At 68.3% G+C, this 15,575-nt stretch carries 13 protein-coding genes; 8 read left to right on the forward strand and 5 right to left on the reverse strand.

Annotation, left to right across the window (positions count from 1 at the left end; all coding sequences use genetic code 11):
- The first annotated feature begins 15 nt into the window (after window positions 1-15).
- The 3 genes from AC07VX_RS25110 to AC07VX_RS25120 are packed head-to-tail and all read left to right on the forward strand — an operon-like array spanning window position 16 to window position 4,000.
- The gene (locus AC07VX_RS25110) at window positions 16-501 is read left to right on the forward strand and encodes an acyl-CoA thioesterase (protein WP_493167585.1); all 486 of its coding nucleotides are present in this window, start codon (window positions 16-18) and stop codon (window positions 499-501) included.
- The gene (locus tag AC07VX_RS25115; protein ID WP_493167586.1) at window positions 488-1,408 is read left to right on the forward strand and encodes an SMP-30/gluconolactonase/LRE family protein; all 921 of its coding nucleotides are present in this window, start codon (window positions 488-490) and stop codon (window positions 1,406-1,408) included. The genes AC07VX_RS25110 and AC07VX_RS25115 overlap by 14 nt, the downstream gene beginning before the upstream one ends.
- 33 nt (window positions 1,409-1,441) lie before the next feature.
- Complete coding sequence (locus AC07VX_RS25120; RefSeq protein ID WP_493167587.1) at window positions 1,442-4,000, forward strand: cation-translocating P-type ATPase; 2,559 nt, start codon at window positions 1,442-1,444, stop codon at window positions 3,998-4,000.
- Between the two features lie 4 nt (window positions 4,001-4,004).
- On the opposite strand, the gene mnmE is transcribed toward AC07VX_RS25120, so the two are convergent.
- The 5 genes from mnmE to rpmH all read right to left on the reverse strand — a co-directional run bounded on the left by mnmE (window position 4,005) and on the right by rpmH (window position 8,235).
- Entirely contained in the window at window positions 4,005-5,369 is a 1,365-nt protein-coding gene (mnmE, locus tag AC07VX_RS25125) for a tRNA uridine-5-carboxymethylaminomethyl(34) synthesis GTPase MnmE (RefSeq protein ID WP_493167588.1), read from the reverse strand.
- A gap of 196 nt (window positions 5,370-5,565) precedes the next feature.
- Entirely contained in the window at window positions 5,566-7,281 is a 1,716-nt protein-coding gene (gene yidC, locus AC07VX_RS25130; RefSeq protein WP_493167589.1) for a membrane protein insertase YidC, read from the reverse strand.
- On the reverse strand, window positions 7,274-7,579 hold the full coding sequence (yidD, locus tag AC07VX_RS25135) for a membrane protein insertion efficiency factor YidD (protein ID WP_493167590.1): 306 nt from the start codon (window positions 7,577-7,579) through the stop codon (window positions 7,274-7,276). The genes yidC and yidD overlap by 8 nt, the downstream gene beginning before the upstream one ends.
- Complete coding sequence (locus tag AC07VX_RS25140) at window positions 7,576-8,055, reverse strand: ribonuclease P protein component (protein ID WP_493167591.1); 480 nt, start codon at window positions 8,053-8,055, stop codon at window positions 7,576-7,578. Before AC07VX_RS25140 ends, yidD begins: the two co-directional genes overlap by 4 nt.
- Before the next feature lie 45 nt (window positions 8,056-8,100).
- Window positions 8,101-8,235, reverse strand: coding sequence for a 50S ribosomal protein L34 (rpmH, locus tag AC07VX_RS25145; RefSeq protein WP_054021782.1), 135 nt, complete (start codon window positions 8,233-8,235; stop codon window positions 8,101-8,103).
- A 340-nt stretch (window positions 8,236-8,575) separates the two neighbouring features.
- Here rpmH and dnaA point away from each other — a divergent pair, with 340 nt between their 5' ends.
- From dnaA to AC07VX_RS25170, 5 genes are all read left to right on the forward strand, one after another.
- Window positions 8,576-10,030, forward strand: coding sequence for a chromosomal replication initiator protein DnaA (dnaA, locus tag AC07VX_RS25150; RefSeq protein WP_493167592.1), 1,455 nt, complete (start codon window positions 8,576-8,578; stop codon window positions 10,028-10,030).
- 152 nt (window positions 10,031-10,182) lie between these two features.
- Window positions 10,183-11,304: a DNA polymerase III subunit beta gene (gene dnaN / locus AC07VX_RS25155; RefSeq protein ID WP_493167593.1), complete on the forward strand. Its 1,122-nt coding sequence runs from the start codon at window positions 10,183-10,185 to the stop codon at window positions 11,302-11,304.
- A gap of 94 nt (window positions 11,305-11,398) precedes the next feature.
- On the forward strand, window positions 11,399-13,948 hold the full coding sequence (gene gyrB, locus AC07VX_RS25160) for a DNA topoisomerase (ATP-hydrolyzing) subunit B (RefSeq protein WP_493167594.1): 2,550 nt from the start codon (window positions 11,399-11,401) through the stop codon (window positions 13,946-13,948).
- A gap of 90 nt (window positions 13,949-14,038) precedes the next feature.
- Window positions 14,039-14,887 carry a restriction endonuclease gene (locus AC07VX_RS25165; protein ID WP_493167595.1) on the forward strand — a complete coding sequence of 283 codons (849 nt, stop codon included), beginning with the start codon at window positions 14,039-14,041 and terminating at the stop codon, window positions 14,885-14,887.
- Window positions 14,884-15,540 carry a hypothetical protein gene (locus AC07VX_RS25170; protein WP_493167596.1) on the forward strand — a complete coding sequence of 219 codons (657 nt, stop codon included), beginning with the start codon at window positions 14,884-14,886 and terminating at the stop codon, window positions 15,538-15,540. Before AC07VX_RS25165 ends, AC07VX_RS25170 begins: the two co-directional genes overlap by 4 nt.
- Window positions 15,541-15,575: the final 35 nt, after the last annotated feature.

Raw genomic sequence — 15,575 nt, forward strand, 5'->3', positions numbered from 1 at the left:
CGCAACGAGAACGCCATGGACCTGCCCGCCCACCAACTGACGATGACCGTGCTGATGACGCCGGACACCGCCAACTTCTCCGGCAACGTCCACGGCGGCAACATCCTCAAGCTGCTGGACCAGGTGGCCTATGCCTGTGCCAGCCGCTATGCCGGCCGCTACGTCGTCACGCTGTCGGTTGACCGCGTCATCTTCCGCCAGCCCATCCACGTCGGCGAGCTGGTCACCTTCCTGGCCAGCGTCAACCACACCGGTACCTCGTCGATGGAGGTGGGCATCAAGGTCGTCGCCGAGAACATCCGCACCCAGGAAACCCGCCACGTCAACAGCTGCTATTTCACGATGGTGGCCGTGGGCGACGACAACAAGCCCGTGCCCGTGCCGCCGCTGCGCCCCTTTACTCCCGAAGAGCGCCAGCGCCATGCCTCGGCGATCGCGCGCAAGCAGGCCCGCGCCGCCCTTGAATCCAAGTCTGCCGCCCGCCCTGATGAGCAAGCCTGAACACCCCTTCACCCTCGCCCTCGCCCAGGCCAACATGCTGGGCGAAGGCCTGCAATGGCATGCGGCGAGCGGCCGCTGGTGGTGGACCGACATCGAGGGCCGCTGCCTGCACGCCTGGACGCCCGGCGCCGGCACCTGCCTGCAGGTGCGCCTGCCCGAGCGGGTGGGCAGCTTCGTGCACACCCGCTCCGGCGCGCTCATCCTGGCCATGGCCAAGCGCGTGGCGCGGCTCGTGCTGCCCGACCTGCAGGCCACCGGCGCCGTCGAGGCCGACGTCCAGACGCTGGCTCCGCTGGAAACCCACCTGCCCACCACCCGCGCCAACGATGGCCGCTGCGACCGCAGCGGTGCCTTCGTCTTCGGCACGCTGGACGAGGCCGAGCCACGCCAGACCATTGCCGGCTTCTACCAGTTCACCCTGGCCCGCGGCCTGCGCCGCCTGCCGCTGGACGGCGTGGCCATCGCCAACAGCATCTGCTTCAGCCCCGACGGCCGGCGCCTGTACTACTGCGACACGCCCACCCGGCGCATCCTGGTGTGCGACTACGACAGCGCCAGCGCCCGCGTCAGCGAGCCCCGCGTGTTCGTGAAGAAGGAAGCCGGCGAGGGCTACCCCGACGGCTCCTGCATCGACGCCCAGGGCCACCTGTGGAACGCCGAGTGGAGCGCCGGCACCGTGGCCCGCTACGCGCCGGACGGCCGCGCCATGGGCCGCTACACCGTGCCCGTCAGCAACACCACCTGCCCTGCCTTCGGCGGCTTGGGCGGCGACCAGCTGCTCGTCACCACCGCCCGCGAGGGCCTGAGCAGCGCCGAGCTGATGGCCCGTCCGCTGTCCGGCAGCCTGTTCGGCATGGCCGTGGAGCGGGGCCTCTACCTGGCCGAGCCGCTGTTCAACGACGCCTGAGCTGCCGTCACGTCGCTTTGCGACACTGGGGTGATGACAGCCCCCGCTTCGCCCCCCGCCGGCCTCACCTCTGACGAAGCCCGGCGGCGTCTGGCCGAGGTCGGCCCCAATGCCATCGAGGACCGCGAGAGCGGCGGCCTGGCGGCCACGCTGCGTGGCATCGCCACCGAGCCCATGTTCCTGCTGCTGCTCGTCGCGGCCGGGCTCTACCTCGCGCTCGGTGACCTGGGCGAAGGCCTGCTGCTGGCCGGCTTCGCCGTCGCCACGGTCGGCCTGACGGTCTTCCAGGAGCGGCGCAGCGCCCGCGCGCTTGACGCGCTGCGCGAGCTGACCGTGCCGCAGGTGCGCGTCATCCGCGACGGCCGCGTGCAGCGCCTGCCGGCCCGCGAACTGGTGCCGGGCGACCTGTTCCTATTCGGCGAGGGCGAGCGGGTCGCTGCCGATGGCCTGGTGCGCGACGCCGTCGGCCTGAGCGCCGACGAGTCCCTGCTGACCGGCGAATCCGTGCCGGTGCGCAAGGCCGTGCTGTCCGGCACCGACCGGCCTGCCGACGCACCGCCTGGCGGCGACGACAGCCCCTTCGTGTTCGCCAGCACGCTGGTCGTGGCCGGCCACGGCATGGCCGAGGCCGTCGCCACCGGGCGCCACACGGCGGTCGGGCGCATCGGCGTGTCGCTGGCCGCCATCGCCACCGAGGCCACGCCGCTGCAGCGCCAGCTCGGCCGCCTCGTGCGCCTGTTCGGCGGCTTCGCGCTGGTGAGCTGCGTGCTGCTGGCGACCTGGTGGGGCCTGTCGCGCGGCGACTGGATGCAGGGCCTGCTGTCGGCCATCGCACTGGCCATGGCCATGCTGCCGGAGGAATTCCCGATGGTGCTGGCCGTCTTCCTGGCCCTGGGCGCCTGGCGCCTGGCCCGGCTCAAGGTGCTGGCGCGCCGCCCGGCCGTCGTCGAGGCCCTGGGCGCCGCGACGGTGCTGTGCGTCGACAAGACCGGCACGCTGACCGAGAACCGCATGCAGCTGCAGCGCCTCGTCACCGACCAGGCCGACGTGCTGGCCCTGCCCGGCGCCGTGCTGCCCGAGGCCGTGCACCGCCTGGCCGAATTCGCGCTGCTGGCCTCGCAGCGCGACGGGCTGGACCCGATGGACCGCGCCGTGCTGGCCCTCGGCGACGCGGCCCTGGAAGGCACGGAGCACCTGCATCCCGACTGGCAGCTGGCCCGCGAATACCCGCTGACGCCGGCCCTGCTGGCCATGGCCCAGGCCTGGACGGCCGAGGACGGCGGGCGCTGGCTGGCAGCCAAGGGCGCGCCCGAGGCCATCTTCGACCTCTGCCACCTGTTGCCCGAGCGCCGCGAGGCGCTGCTCGCGCAGGTGCGCGGCTTGGCGGCCCAGGGGCTGCGCGTGCTGGCCGTGGCCGAGGGCCGGCACGACGGCCGCGCCGAGCACGACGGCCAGGCCCTGCCCGAGCATCCGCACGCCCATGGCTTCACGCTGCTGGGCCTGCTCGGCTTCGCCGACCCGCTGCGCGCCGGCGTGGCCGACGCCGTGGCCCAGGCGCGCGGGGCCGGCATCGCCGTCGCCATGATCACCGGCGACCACGCGGCCACCGCGCTGGCCATCGCGGCCGAGGCCGGCCTGGACACGGGCGCCGGTGCGCTCAGCGGCGCCGAGCTCGCGGCGCTGGACGACAGCGCCCTGGCCGCCGCCGTGCGGGGCGTGCGCGTGTTCGCGCGCGTGTCGCCCGAGCAGAAGCTGCGGCTGGTGGAGGCCTTCAAGCGCAACGGCGAGACGGTGGCGATGACGGGCGACGGCGTCAACGACGCACCGGCGCTGAAGGCCGCCCACGTGGGCATCGCGATGGGCGTGCGCGGCACCGACGTCGCCCGCGAGGCGGCGGGCCTGGTGCTGCTGGACGAGGACTTCGGCCACATCGTCGCCGGCGTGCGCATGGGCCGGCGCATCTTCGACAACCTGCGCAAGGCCCTGGTCTACATCGCCGCCATCCACGTGCCGGTGGCGGGCCTGGCCCTGTTGCCGCTGCTGTTCGGCCTGCCGCCGCTGCTGCTGCCGGCCCACGTCGTGCTGACCGAGATGATCATCGACCCCGCCTGCTCGTTGGCTTTCGAGGGCGCGCCGGAAGACCCGCGCGTGATGCGCCGCCCGCCGCGCCATGCCGACCGCGGCCTCATCGACCGCGGCCTGCTGCTGGAAGGGCTGGTGCAGGGGGCTGCCCTGCTCGCCGCCACGCTGGCGATCTACGCGCTGGCCCTGCAGGCCGGCCGCAGCACGGACGTGGCCCGCACGCTGGCCGTCATTGGCCTGACGGCCGGCAACCTGCTGCTCGTTGCCGCCACCGTCTCGGCCGGGCTCGGCCTGCGCACGCTGCTGCAGCCGGGCGCGCGGCCGCTGTGGATCGTGGGGGCGGCGGCGGCGGCCGCACTGGCCGCCGCGCTGCTGTGGGCGCCGCTGCGGGGCCTGCTGCATTTCGGGGTGCCCACGGCCGCCGACCTTGGCGCCGCGTTGCTGGTCGTCGCGCTGGCCGTCGCGGCGGGCGCCATGCTGGCGGCCCGGCTCAGGCCGGCGAGCCGCTAGCGGCTCACTTGCCGATGCAAAAGCTGCTGAAGATGACGCCCAGCAGCTCGTCGGCGGAGAACGCGCCGGTGATCTCGCCGAGGGCGTCGTGGGCCAGGCGCAGCTCCTCGGCCAGCAGGTCCAGCGCGGCGTCGCGCTGCGCGGCGATGCTGCGCGCCAGGGCGAGGTGCTCGGCGGTGCGGGCCAGGGCCTGCACATGGCGCTCGCGGGCGATGAAGAGGCCTTCCGGCACGGCCTGCCAGCCGGCGGTCTGCAGCAGGCGCTGGCGCAGCGCCTCCAGGCCGGCGCCGGTCTTCAGGCTCAGCGCGATCTCGCCCGCGGGCGCGGCGGCGAGGTCGGCCTTGTTGAAGACCTGCACGATGCGGCCGGCGTCCACGCCGGCCAGCCGCGCGCGGATGCGCTCGTCCTCGGCCTCGTAGTCGGGCTGGCCGACACGGCCCAGGTCGTGCAGGAACAGCACGACGTCGGCGTCGGCAATTGCGTCCCAGGATCGCGACACGCCGATGCGCTCCACCTCGTCGGCCGTCACATCGCGCAGGCCTGCCGTGTCGGTGATGTGCAGCGGCACGCCTTCGATCTGGATGGTCTGGCTGACCTTGTCGCGCGTGGTGCCGGGGATGGGTGTGACGATGGCGAGTTCCGCGCCAGCCAATGCGTTCAGCAGCGAGCTCTTGCCCACGTTGGGCTGGCCCGCGAGCACGACCTTGAGGCCGTCGCGCAGCAGCGCGCCCTGGCGGGTGCGGGCCTGGACGGCGTCCAGCTGCGCCGTCAGGCGGTCCAGGCGGCCGAAGGCGTCGGCCTTTTCGAGGAAGTCGATCTCCTCCTCGGGGAAGTCCAGCGTGGCCTCGACGAGCATGCGCAGCTGGATGAGCTGGTCGCGCAGCACGCCCACCTCGTGTGACAGCGCACCGCCGAGTGCCCGGCTGGCGCTGCGCGCGGCGGCCTCGGTGCTGGCGTCGATGAGATCGGCCACCGCCTCGGCTTGCGCCAGGTCGAGCTTGCCGTTCAGGAAGGCACGTTGCGTGAACTCGCCGGGCTCAGCGAGTCGCACGTTGCCGCCGGCCTCGATGACGCGTGCCAGCAGCAGCTGCGTGACGACGGCGCCGCCGTGGGCCTGGAGTTCGAGCACGTGCTCGCCGGTGTAGGAGTGCGGCGCCGGGAAGTGCAGGGCCAGGCCCTGGTCGATGGCCCCGCCGGAGGCGTCGCGGAAGGGGAGGTAGGTCGCCTCGCGCGGCTTCGGCGCGCGGCCGCAGACGGCTTCGATGAGTGGCGCGAGGTCCTGCGGCGACGACACCCGCACGATGCCCACGGCGCCGCGGCCCGGCGCGGTGGCGATGGCGGCGATGGGGTCGGCGTGGCGGGCGAGCATGGCGGCAATTGTCGCGGCCCAAAGGCAACAGCCACCCGGAGGTGGCTGTTGGCGGAATTGGCGCGGGGGAGGCCTGGTTCGGGCGCTCTCGTGAGCCCCGTCCGGGCCGATGTTCTCTGCCCCGCGGAGCTATTGAACTGCTGGCAGCGCCAAAGAAGAAGCCCCTGCGTGCGGGGGCTCATTCAGGGGGTGTGACTCAGTTCACGCCGAGCTGTTTGTTGATCATCCACTGCTGGGCGATGGACAGGATGTTGTTCGTCAGCCAGTACAGCACCAGGCCGGCCGGGAAGACGAAGAACATGATGCCGAAGGCCACCGGCATGATCCACATCATCTTTTGCTGCATGGGGTCGGCGGCCGGCGGGTTGAGCCAGACCTGGAACAGGCTGGAGGCCATCATCAGCAGCGGCAGGATGAAGTAGGGGTCGCGCACCGACAAGTCGGTAATCCACAGCATCCACGGCGCCTGGCGCATCTCGACGGTGGACAGCAGCACCCAGTACAGCGCCATGAAGATGGGCATCTGCGCAAAGATGGGCAGGCAGCCGCCGATGGGGTTGATCTTTTCCTCGCGGTAGATCTTCATCATCTCCTGCTGCATTTCCTGTGGCTTGTCCTTCAGCCGCTCCTTCATCTCGTTGATGCGCGGCGCGACGGCCTTCATGCGGGCCATGGACTTGTAGGCGCTGGCGTTCAGGCCATACAGCGCGACCTTCAGCAGCAGCACTAGGGCGACGATGGTCCAGCCCCAGTTGCCGATGAAGCCGTGCAGCTTGTCCAGCAGCCAGAACAGCGGCTCGGCAATGATGGTCAGCAGCCCATAGTCCTTGACGCGCTCCAGGCCCGGGGCCAGCTTGGCCAGGTTGTTCTCCTCCTGCGGGCCGGCGAACAGCGTGGCCTGCTGGGTGGCGCTGCTGTCGGGTGCCAGCGTGGGCAGCGTGAAGACCATGCCGGTGGCGTAGGTGTCACCGCGCACGCCGGCCTGGCCGGCCAGCTTGCGCACGAAGAACTCGCGGCTGCCGGCCTCGTTGACGAGCCAGGCGCTGGCGAAATAGTGCTGCACCATCGAGACCCAGCCGTCGTTGGCCTGCTTCTCGATGTCGACCTTCCCCTTGTCGATGTCCTCGAACTTGAGCGTCTTGAACTTGGCCTTGTCGTTGTAGACGGCCGGGCCGGTGAAGCTGGGCGTGAAGGCGGCGCCACCGGTGACGGTGCTGCCGTCGCGCACCAGTTGCAGATAGACCTGGGGTGTGACCGGCGCCGTGCCGTGGTTGACGACCTCGTGCGTGACGCCCACCGTGTAGGCGCCGCGCTTGAACGTGAAGGTCTTGATGAGCTTGACGCCGCCCACCTCGGCAGACTCCAGGCGCAGCAGGACCGAGTCCTGGCCGGCCTTGAGCTCGCGCTCGCCGGCCACGGCCGTCATCGGCGTCGTGTGGGCGGGGAGCGGGCCCTGCGCGCTGACCAGGCCGGTCTGGGCGCGGTAGTGCTGGCCATCGTTGAACAACACCACCGGCTGGGGCGTGAACTCGGGCTTCTTCTGCAGGCCCACCATCTGCAGCAGCTGGTCGGTCACCGTCGGGTCGGGCGAGGTCAGGTACTTGGGCAGCTCGGCGCGGACGATGTCGCCGCCCAGCGTGTCCACCGTGACGGTCAGCACGTCGGTGCGGATGGTGATCTTCTCGGACGGCGCGGCCGCCGGCGCTGCGGCGGTCGCGGGCGCCTGGCCTGCCGCGGCGGTGGCCGCGGGAACGCCGCCCGAAGCCGGCGAGTTCGGCGCCGAGGCGACGGGCCTGGGCGCCGCCGGGCTGAACATCGAGGGATGCCCGTTGTGCTTCTGCCAGCCGTCCCAGAGCAGGAACAGCGACGCGGTGAACACCACCCACAGCACGGTGCGGCGAATATCAGTCATGAGGAGACTCGGGAGAGGAGGACGGCGCGCAGGGCGCCGGGGACATCAGGCGGGAAAACAGCCGCGGCGGATTGTCGGGCACGGGGTCGTGCCCGCCGTCACACCAGGGCTGGCAGCGCAGGATGCGGTGCACGGTCAGATAGCTGCCGGCGAGGGCGCCGTGTTTTTCCAGGGCGGCCAGGGAGTAGCGCGAGCAGGTTGGCTCGAAGCGGCAGGCGTTGCCCAGCCAGGGGCTGAGCATGAGCCGGTAGCCGCGCACGATGGCCATCAGCACGCGGGCGGGCCAGCTGGGCGTCATGCCGGCTTCTCCGCCTTCGGCTTGAGTGCGCGGTCCAGCAGCTGGGCCAGTTCGGTGCGCGCGGCCTGGCGTAACGCATCGGATGCGGCGCTGGGGAATTTCTGACGGTCAAACGGTGAACGCAAGCGGACGACCCACAGGCCCGGCGGCATGCCGGGGCGTTCGGCAAATGCGGCGCGGATCTGGCGCTTCAAGAGCTGGCGCGTCACCGAGCGCTTGGCGTGCCGCTTGGGAACGACCATACCCACCCAGCAGCCCTCGGGCGCGCGGGGTGGGTCTTGCTCCACAGGGCTGTGAACAGGCTGTGATTCGCCTGTTGATAACTCGGCTTGGGCTGTGCGCAACCTGGCGGCATGCCAGGCGCTGGGCGCCGGATTGGCCGGAAGGTGGTGCAGCGCGAAATGCACGCTGCGAGCCCGGCTCTGACGGCCGAGCACACGCTCAAAGTCCGCCGGGCGTTGCAGCTTGCCGATCATCGGTTTGCCCGGAGGCTGACGACGCGGGGAGCGTCGTCGCGCGGCTTAGACGGCCAGGCGCTTGCGGCCCTTGGCGCGGCGAGCGGCGATGACGGCACGGCCGCCACGCGTCTTCATGCGCACGAGGAAGCCGTGGGTGCGGGCGCGGCGGGTCTTGGAGGCTTGGTAGGTACGCTTCATGGGAAACCTCTTTTGAGGGTTTGTTCAGGCTGGGCGCAGCGGTTGGCACCCGGCAGAAAGGCTGGTGCCCGCAAGCGGACCCGGCTAAAAAGCGCATGGCGAACCAGTCGCAATGCGCGAAAACCCGGCATTACAGCAGAAGCCGCCGACTCGGTCAATAAGTCGGCCATCTCAAGCCGGGTTTGCCAGGGATTGACCCCCTTCCAAATTCTGTGGATAACCCGTCTTTCGGTGGCTCCGGGTCCGTACAATCCGGCTGCTCGAAAAGAAGTTTTCCACAATGAGCGAAGAAGAACACGGGGTGGATGGGGTGCAGGCTTTGAAGGCGGGCGAAGAGGCCATGGATTCGGCGGATTGGGCATCGGAGCTCTGGCGGCGTGGCTGCGAGCGCCTGGCCAGCGAACTGCCGGAGCAGCAGTTCAACACCTGGATCCGCCCCTTGCCGCCGGCCACCGTGGCCGGAGAAGGCGCACCCGAGACGGCCCTGGTCGCAACGCTGAAGGTGCCCAACCATTTCAAGCGCGACTGGATCCGCCGCCAGTATGCGGCCCGCATCGAGGCGATCCTGACCGAGCTCGCCGGCCGCCCGACGCGGCTGGAGCTGGCCCTGGCCGCACGCGAGCCTGCCGCAGCGCCCATCGCGCCGCTGGCCGGCGCGCCTGCGGTCCCGCAGCAGCTGTCGGTCCTGCCCGCCGAGTCGAATGCGGCGCCGAGGGCCACCGCAGCACCCGCGACCAGCGCCATCGTGCTGCCCTCGCAGGCGCCGGCCTCGGCCAAGCACCGCATCAACCCGCAGCTGACCTTCGACACGCTGGTGCCCGGCCGCGCCAATCAGATGGCGCGCACCGCGGCGCTGCACGTGGCTGGCGCGCCGGGCGTGACCTACAACCCGCTGTTCATCTATGGCGGCGTCGGCCTGGGCAAGACCCACCTGATCCACGCCGTCGGCAACGCGCTGCTGAAGGATCGGCCGGACGCCCGCGTGCTGTACCTGCACGCCGAGCAGTTCATCTCCGACGTCGTCAAGAACTACCAGCGCAAGACCTTCGACGAGCTGAAGGCCAAGTACCACTCGCTGGACCTGCTGCTCATCGACGATGTGCAGTTCTTCGCCGGCAAGGACCGCACGCAGGAGGAGTTCTTCAACGCCTTCGAGGCGCTGCTGGCCAAGAAGGCGCACATCATCATGACTTCGGACACGTATCCGAAGGGTCTGGTGGACATCGACGAGCGCCTCACCTCGCGCTTCGACGCCGGCCTGACGGTGGCCATCGAGCCGCCCGAGCTGGAAATGCGCGTGGCCATCCTGATCAAGAAGGCCGACGCCGAGGGCACGCCCATGCCCGAGGACGTTGCCTTCTTCATCGCCAAGAACGTGCGCGCCAACGTGCGCGAGCTGGAAGGCGCGCTGCGCAAGGTGCTGGCCTACGCCAAGTTCTCGCACAAGGAGATCAGCATCACGCTGGCCCGGGAGGCGCTGAAGGACCTGCTGTCCATCCAGAACCGCCAGATCGGCGTGGAGAACATCCAGAAGACGGTGGCCGACTTCTACAAGATCAAGGTCGCCGACATGTACTCCAAGAAGCGCCCGGCCAGCATCGCCCGGCCGCGCCAGATCGCCATGTACCTGGCCAAGGAGCTGACGCAGAAGAGCCTGCCCGAGATCGGCGAACTCTTCGGCGGGCGTGACCACACCACCGTGCTGCATGCGGTGCGCAAGATCGGCGGCGAGCGCCAGAAGAACACCGAGCTGAACCAGCAGCTGCACGTGCTGGAGCAGACGCTGAAAGGCTGACCTCTCCGGGTTGACCCGCATCCTCCTGGCAACCCTGCCAGCCCGGGCGGGCACCGTTTCCGGGCGACAATCGCAGCTTCACGCGCGCGCGCGGTTTCGGGGTTCAGGCCCCAGCCGAAATCTCCCCTCCAGATCCCTCCAAAGAGGCCCTCATGATCGTTTTGAAAGCTCCCCAGGATCAGGTGCTCGCCGCGCTGCAGGCGGTGTCGGGCATCGTCGAGCGGCGCCACACGCTGCCGATCCTGGCCAATGTGCTGATCCGCAAGACCGGCAACCAGGTGGAGCTCACGACCAGCGACCTCGAGATCCAGGTGCGCACCACGGTCCAGTTCGATGGCGACGCCGGCAACCTGTCCACCACGGTAGGTGCCCGCAAGCTGATCGACATCCTGCGCTCCATGCCGAGCGACCAGGTCGTCAGCCTGACCAGCAACGCCAACAAGATGACGCTGCAGGGCGGCAAGAGCCGCTTCACGCTGCAGACTCTGCCGGCCGACGACTTCCCGCTGGTGCAGGAAGCCGCCGACTTCGGCCCCGCGTTCAGCGTGCCGCAGAAGGCGCTCAAGGGCCTGATCAACCAGGTCCACTTCGCGATGGCGGTGCATGACATCCGCTACTACCTGAACGGCATCCTGTTCGTCGCCGAGGGGCGGAACCTGACGCTGGTCGCCACCGACGGCCACCGCCTGGCCCTGGCACAGGCCGAGTTGGACACCGACATCCCCAAGCAGGAAGTCATCCTGCCGCGCAAGACGGTGCTGGAGCTGCAGCGTCTCTTGAAGGACGGCAAAGACCAGGACGAGAACAGCGCCATCGAGATGCGCTTTGCCGGCAACCAGGCCAAGTTCAGCTTCAGCGGCATGGAGTTCGTCACCAAGCTGGTCGAGGGCAAGTTCCCCGACTACAACCGTGTCATCCCCAAGAACCACAAGTTCCGCCTGACGCTGGGCCGCGCGCCGCTGCTGTCCAGCCTGCAGCGCGCCGCCATCCTGACCAGCGAGAAGTTCAAGGCCGTGCGCCTGACCTTCGAGCCGGGCCTGCTGTCCATCGCGTCCAGCAACGCCGAGCAGGAAGAGGCCAAGGAGGAGATCGAGATCGACTACGCCGGCGACAAGATCGAGACCGGCTTCAACGTCACCTACCTGATGGACGCCCTGGGCAACATGAGCCAGGACATGGTCTGCATCGACCTCAACGACAGCGCCAGCAGCGCGCTGCTGACCATCCCCGACACGACGGGCTTCAAGTACGTGGTCATGCCGATGCGAATCTGAGTCACGACCTGACTTGGACACAGCGGGCTTCGGCCCGCTTCAGTGCTTTTAAAGGGCGATGAGTTTGTCGTCCGCGAGTGAGAGAGAGTTCCCGATGAGTGATGTTTCCAGCAGCCCCGAACACCCGGATGGCCTGAACGCCAACCAGCAGGCGGCCGCCGCGGCCGAGGCCAAGTCGGGTGCGGTCTACAACGCCGACTCCATCCAGATCCTGGAAGGCCTGGAAGCCGTGCGCAAGCGCCCCGGCATGTACATCGGCGACACCTCCGACGGCACGGGCCTGCACCACCTCGTCTTCGAAGTGGTGGACAACTCCATCGACGAGGCCCTGGCCGGCCACTGCGACGACATCGTCGTCACCATCCACACCGACAACTCCATCTCCGTCATCGACAACGGCCGCGGCATCCCCACCGGCGTCAAGATGGACGACAAGCATGAGCCCAAGCGCTCGGCGGCCGAGATCGCGCTGACCGAACTGCACGCCGGCGGCAAGTTCAACCAGAACAGCTACAAGGTCTCCGGCGGCCTGCACGGCGTGGGCGTCTCCTGCGTGAACGGCCTGTCCAAGTGGCTGCGCCTGACGGTGCGCCAGAACGGCAAGACCCACTTCATCGAGTTCGCCAAGGGCGTGCCGCAGAACGGCGAGAGCGTCATGGTGGACGGCTTCGAGACGCGTCCGATGAAGATCACCGGCGACACCGACAAGCGCGGCACCGAAGTCCACTTCCTGCCCGACACCGAGATCTTCCAGCAGAACAACGACTTCCATTACGACATCCTCGCCAAGCGCCTGCGCGAGCTCTCGTTCCTGAACAACGGCGTCAAGATCCGCCTGGTCGACGAACGCAACAACAAGGAAGACAACTTTGCCTACGCCGGCGGCGTGAAGGGCTTCGTCGAGTTCATCAACAAGGGCAAGACCGTCCTGCACCCCAACATCTTCCACGCCGTGGGCGACAAGATGTCGGACCAGAACACCAACATCGGCGTCGAAGTGGCGATGCAGTGGAACGACGGCTTCAACGAGAACGTCCTCTGCTTCACCAACAACATCCCGCAGCGCGACGGCGGCACTCACCTGACCGGCCTGCGTGCCGCGATGACCCGCGTCATCAACAAGTACATCGAGGACAACGAGCTGGCCAAGAAGGCCAAGGTTGAAGTCGCCGGTGACGACATGCGCGAAGGCCTGGCCTGCGTCGTCAGCGTGAAGGTGCCCGAGCCCAAGTTCAGCTCGCAGACCAAGGACAAGCTCGTCTCTTCGGAAGTGCGCGGCCCGGTGGAAGACATCGTCTCCCGCCTGCTCACCGACTACCTGCTCGAGAACCCGCTGGATGCCAAGACCATCTGCGGCAAGATCCTCGACGCCGCCCGCGCCCGCGAGGCCGCCCGCAAGGCCCGCGAGATGACGCGCCGCAAGGGCGTGCTCGACGGCCTGGGCCTGCCCGGCAAGCTCGCCGACTGCCAGGAAAAAGACCCGTCGCTGTGCGAGATCTACATCGTGGAGGGCGACTCCGCCGGCGGCTCCGCCAAGCAGGGCCGCGACCGGAAGTTCCAGGCCATCCTGCCGCTGCGCGGCAAGATCCTGAACGTCGAGAAGGCGCGGTATGAAAAGCTGCTGACCAGCAACGAAATCATCACGCTGATCACGGCCCTGGGCACCGGTATCGGCCGCGGCGCGGGCAGCGATGACTTCAACCCCGACAAGCTCCGCTACCACCGCATCATCATCATGACCGACGCGGACGTTGACGGCGCCCACATCCGCACGCTGCTGCTGACCTTCTTCTACCGCCAGATGCCCGAGCTGGTGGAGCGCGGCCATATCTACATCGCCCAGCCGCCGCTGTACAAGGTCAAGGTCGGCAAGCACGAGCAATACCTCAAGGACGGCCACGAGTTCGACGCCTTCCTGCTCAAGGTCGCCTTGCAGGACGCGCACCTGGACACCGGCACCGGCACCACGCTTTCCGGTGACGTGCTCGACGCGCTGGCCCGCAAATACGTCACCGCGCAAAGCGTCATCGAGCGCCTGTCCAACTGGATGGACGGCGAAGCCCTGCACGTGCTGGCCAACGGCCTGGCGCTGAAGGTCGACACCCGGGAAGACGCCGAAGCCAGCGCGGCCTCGCTGAAGGCCGCGCTGCACAACGCGGAGGTCACGGTCGAGACCGACCCGCGCACCGACAAGTTCTTCCTGAAGATCGCCCGCACGCACCACGGCAACGTGCGCGCCAGCGTCATCCACGCCGACTTCGTGCACGGCGCCGACTACGAAGTGCTGGCCGACGCCGGCCTGAGCTTCCAAGGGCTGATCAAGCCCGGCGCCATCGTGCGCAAGGGCGAGGGCGAGAAGGCCAAGGAGGCCAAGGTCGAGGACTTCCGCGCCGCCATGGCTTGGCTGATGGCCCAGGCCGAAGGCAGCGTCGGCCGCCAGCGCTACAAGGGCCTGGGCGAGATGAACCCTGAGCAGCTCTGGGAAACGACGATGGACCCCAACGTCCGCCGCCTGCTGCGTGTGCAGATCGATGACGCCATCGAGGCTGACAAGGTCTTCACGATGCTGATGGGCGACGAGGTGGAGCCGCGGCGCGATTTCATTGAGACGAATGCGTTGAGGGCGGGGAATATCGACGTCTGATCTGCAGCGTTAGTCGGGGCGTCAACCCACCGCGAGCGACCGTCCTCCCAGAAGGCCGGCGACTCAAGCGGAGTCAATCGGGAGGAAGACATGGCACGACGGCGCAAACAAAGCGCGGCCGAAGACATCATGGAACTGGTCGCCATGCTGCCCTGGTGGGCAGGCATGCTGCTGGCCGTGATTGCCTATCTGGTCCTGCACCCGATCGCAGAGCGCCCGGTCCCGCCGGTAACGCAGCCCGGTCAGATGGGTGCCATGGCGACCCAGACGATTTGGCGAACGCTCGCGTTCTACGGGCAGTACCTGCTGCCGGCCTTATGCCTCGTTGGTGCCGCAGCATCAGCGCTCAAACGCCGAAGCCGCAAGCAGTTGCTCGAACGCACAACGGCCAACCCCACGGCCGAAGCGCTCAACGGCATGAGCTGGCAGCAGTTCGAGCAGTTGGTGGGCGAAGGCTTTCGTCGGGAGGGCTATCGAGTCAGCGAGATCGGAGGAGCGGGGCCGGATGGTGGTGTTGACCTTGAGCTGCGTCGCAACAGCGAGCTGCACCTTGTGCAATGCAAACAATGGCGCGCGCAGCGTGTCGGCGTTGACGTCGTGCGCGAGTTGTATGGAGCCATGGCGGCTCAGGGCGCCACGGGCGGCATCGTGGTGACGTCGGGCCGATTCACGGAGCAGGCAGAAGCCTTCGCAAAAGGTCGCAACGTACACCTCATCAACGGCTCGCAGCTCACCGCGCTGTTGAGCACCGGAAAGCTACCTGCCCCTGCAACACCGGTGGAAAGCGTTTTGCCGACATGCCCACGTTGCGGCAACAGCATGGCGCTTCGGACGGCCACGCGGGGCCCTCAGGCTGGCCACCGCTTTTGGGGCTGCTTGGCTTTCCCTGCTTGCAGAGGCACGCGAGAGGAGCCTCGAGAGCATCCCGCACAAAGATGATCGAGCGCGCCTATTTCGCCGACACAGTTGTCGGGTTCAAGGCCCGTGATGATTGGAGCGTTCTCGGCGAATTGACTCTGGCGAGCGAATTCGATGTCAACCTGCCGCAGCGCGATGCCTGGCAACAAGAGATCCAGGTCCTTCGCCATGCATTGCGGCACATTGAGTCGGGTGAGGTATTTCTAGAGTTCGTCGTGCCGCGTCTCGGCAAGCGCATCGATGCAGTTCTCTTGCTTCATGGCGTAGTCGTGGTGCTGGAGTTCAAGATTGGTGCTACTGAGTTCGCCCGTGCCGACATCAATCAGGTGTGGGATTACGCCCTGGACCTGAAGAACTTTCACGAGACGAGTCACGACAAGATCATCAAGCCTGCCTTGGTTATCACGGGCAAGGCCGGGGTTTGGAAAGCAGGCCCGGAGCGCCTCGAAGACGCTGTCGCCGACCCTGCCTTGGTTTGTGCCGACCGGCTCGGTGATTTCCTCACCAGCTTGATTGCAACGCGTGTTGAAGAAAGACCGGCTGGCACGTCGTGGCAGGCCGGTCGGTATCGGCCTACGCCCACCATCATTGAAGCGGCAACCAGCTTGTACAGGCGGCATTCGGTCAAAGAGATGGCTCTTTGCCCGTTAAGTAGTGACGGGCTCACGCCATGAGCCAGTGGCCGGGCATCGTGACAGGCATACGGCGG

Source organism: Roseateles sp. GW821-FHT03B02, assembly GCF_059421025.1.

Excerpts from the sequence above, each read along its gene's own strand:
- yidD (WP_493167590.1), bottom strand. The coding sequence starts at position 7,579 with ATGACGCCCAGCTGGCCCGCCCGCGTGCTGATGGCCATCGTGCGCGGC.
- rpmH (WP_054021782.1), bottom strand. The coding sequence starts at position 8,235 with ATGAAGCGTACCTACCAAGCCTCCAAGACCCGCCGCGCCCGCACCCAC.
- AC07VX_RS25110 (WP_493167585.1), top strand. The coding sequence starts at position 16 with ATGGACCTGCCCGCCCACCAACTGACGATGACCGTGCTGATGACGCCG.
- AC07VX_RS25140 (WP_493167591.1), bottom strand. The coding sequence starts at position 8,055 with ATGATCGGCAAGCTGCAACGCCCGGCGGACTTTGAGCGTGTGCTCGGC.
- mnmE (WP_493167588.1), bottom strand. The coding sequence starts at position 5,369 with ATGCTCGCCCGCCACGCCGACCCCATCGCCGCCATCGCCACCGCGCCG.
- yidC (WP_493167589.1), bottom strand. The coding sequence starts at position 7,281 with ATGACTGATATTCGCCGCACCGTGCTGTGGGTGGTGTTCACCGCGTCG.
- AC07VX_RS25165 (WP_493167595.1), top strand. The coding sequence starts at position 14,039 with ATGGCACGACGGCGCAAACAAAGCGCGGCCGAAGACATCATGGAACTG.
- dnaA (WP_493167592.1), top strand. The coding sequence starts at position 8,576 with ATGGATTCGGCGGATTGGGCATCGGAGCTCTGGCGGCGTGGCTGCGAG.
- dnaN (WP_493167593.1), top strand. The coding sequence starts at position 10,183 with ATGATCGTTTTGAAAGCTCCCCAGGATCAGGTGCTCGCCGCGCTGCAG.
- AC07VX_RS25120 (WP_493167587.1), top strand. The coding sequence starts at position 1,442 with ATGACAGCCCCCGCTTCGCCCCCCGCCGGCCTCACCTCTGACGAAGCC.
- gyrB (WP_493167594.1), top strand. The coding sequence starts at position 11,399 with ATGAGTGATGTTTCCAGCAGCCCCGAACACCCGGATGGCCTGAACGCC.
- AC07VX_RS25115 (WP_493167586.1), top strand. The coding sequence starts at position 488 with ATGAGCAAGCCTGAACACCCCTTCACCCTCGCCCTCGCCCAGGCCAAC.
- AC07VX_RS25170 (WP_493167596.1), top strand. The coding sequence starts at position 14,884 with ATGATCGAGCGCGCCTATTTCGCCGACACAGTTGTCGGGTTCAAGGCC.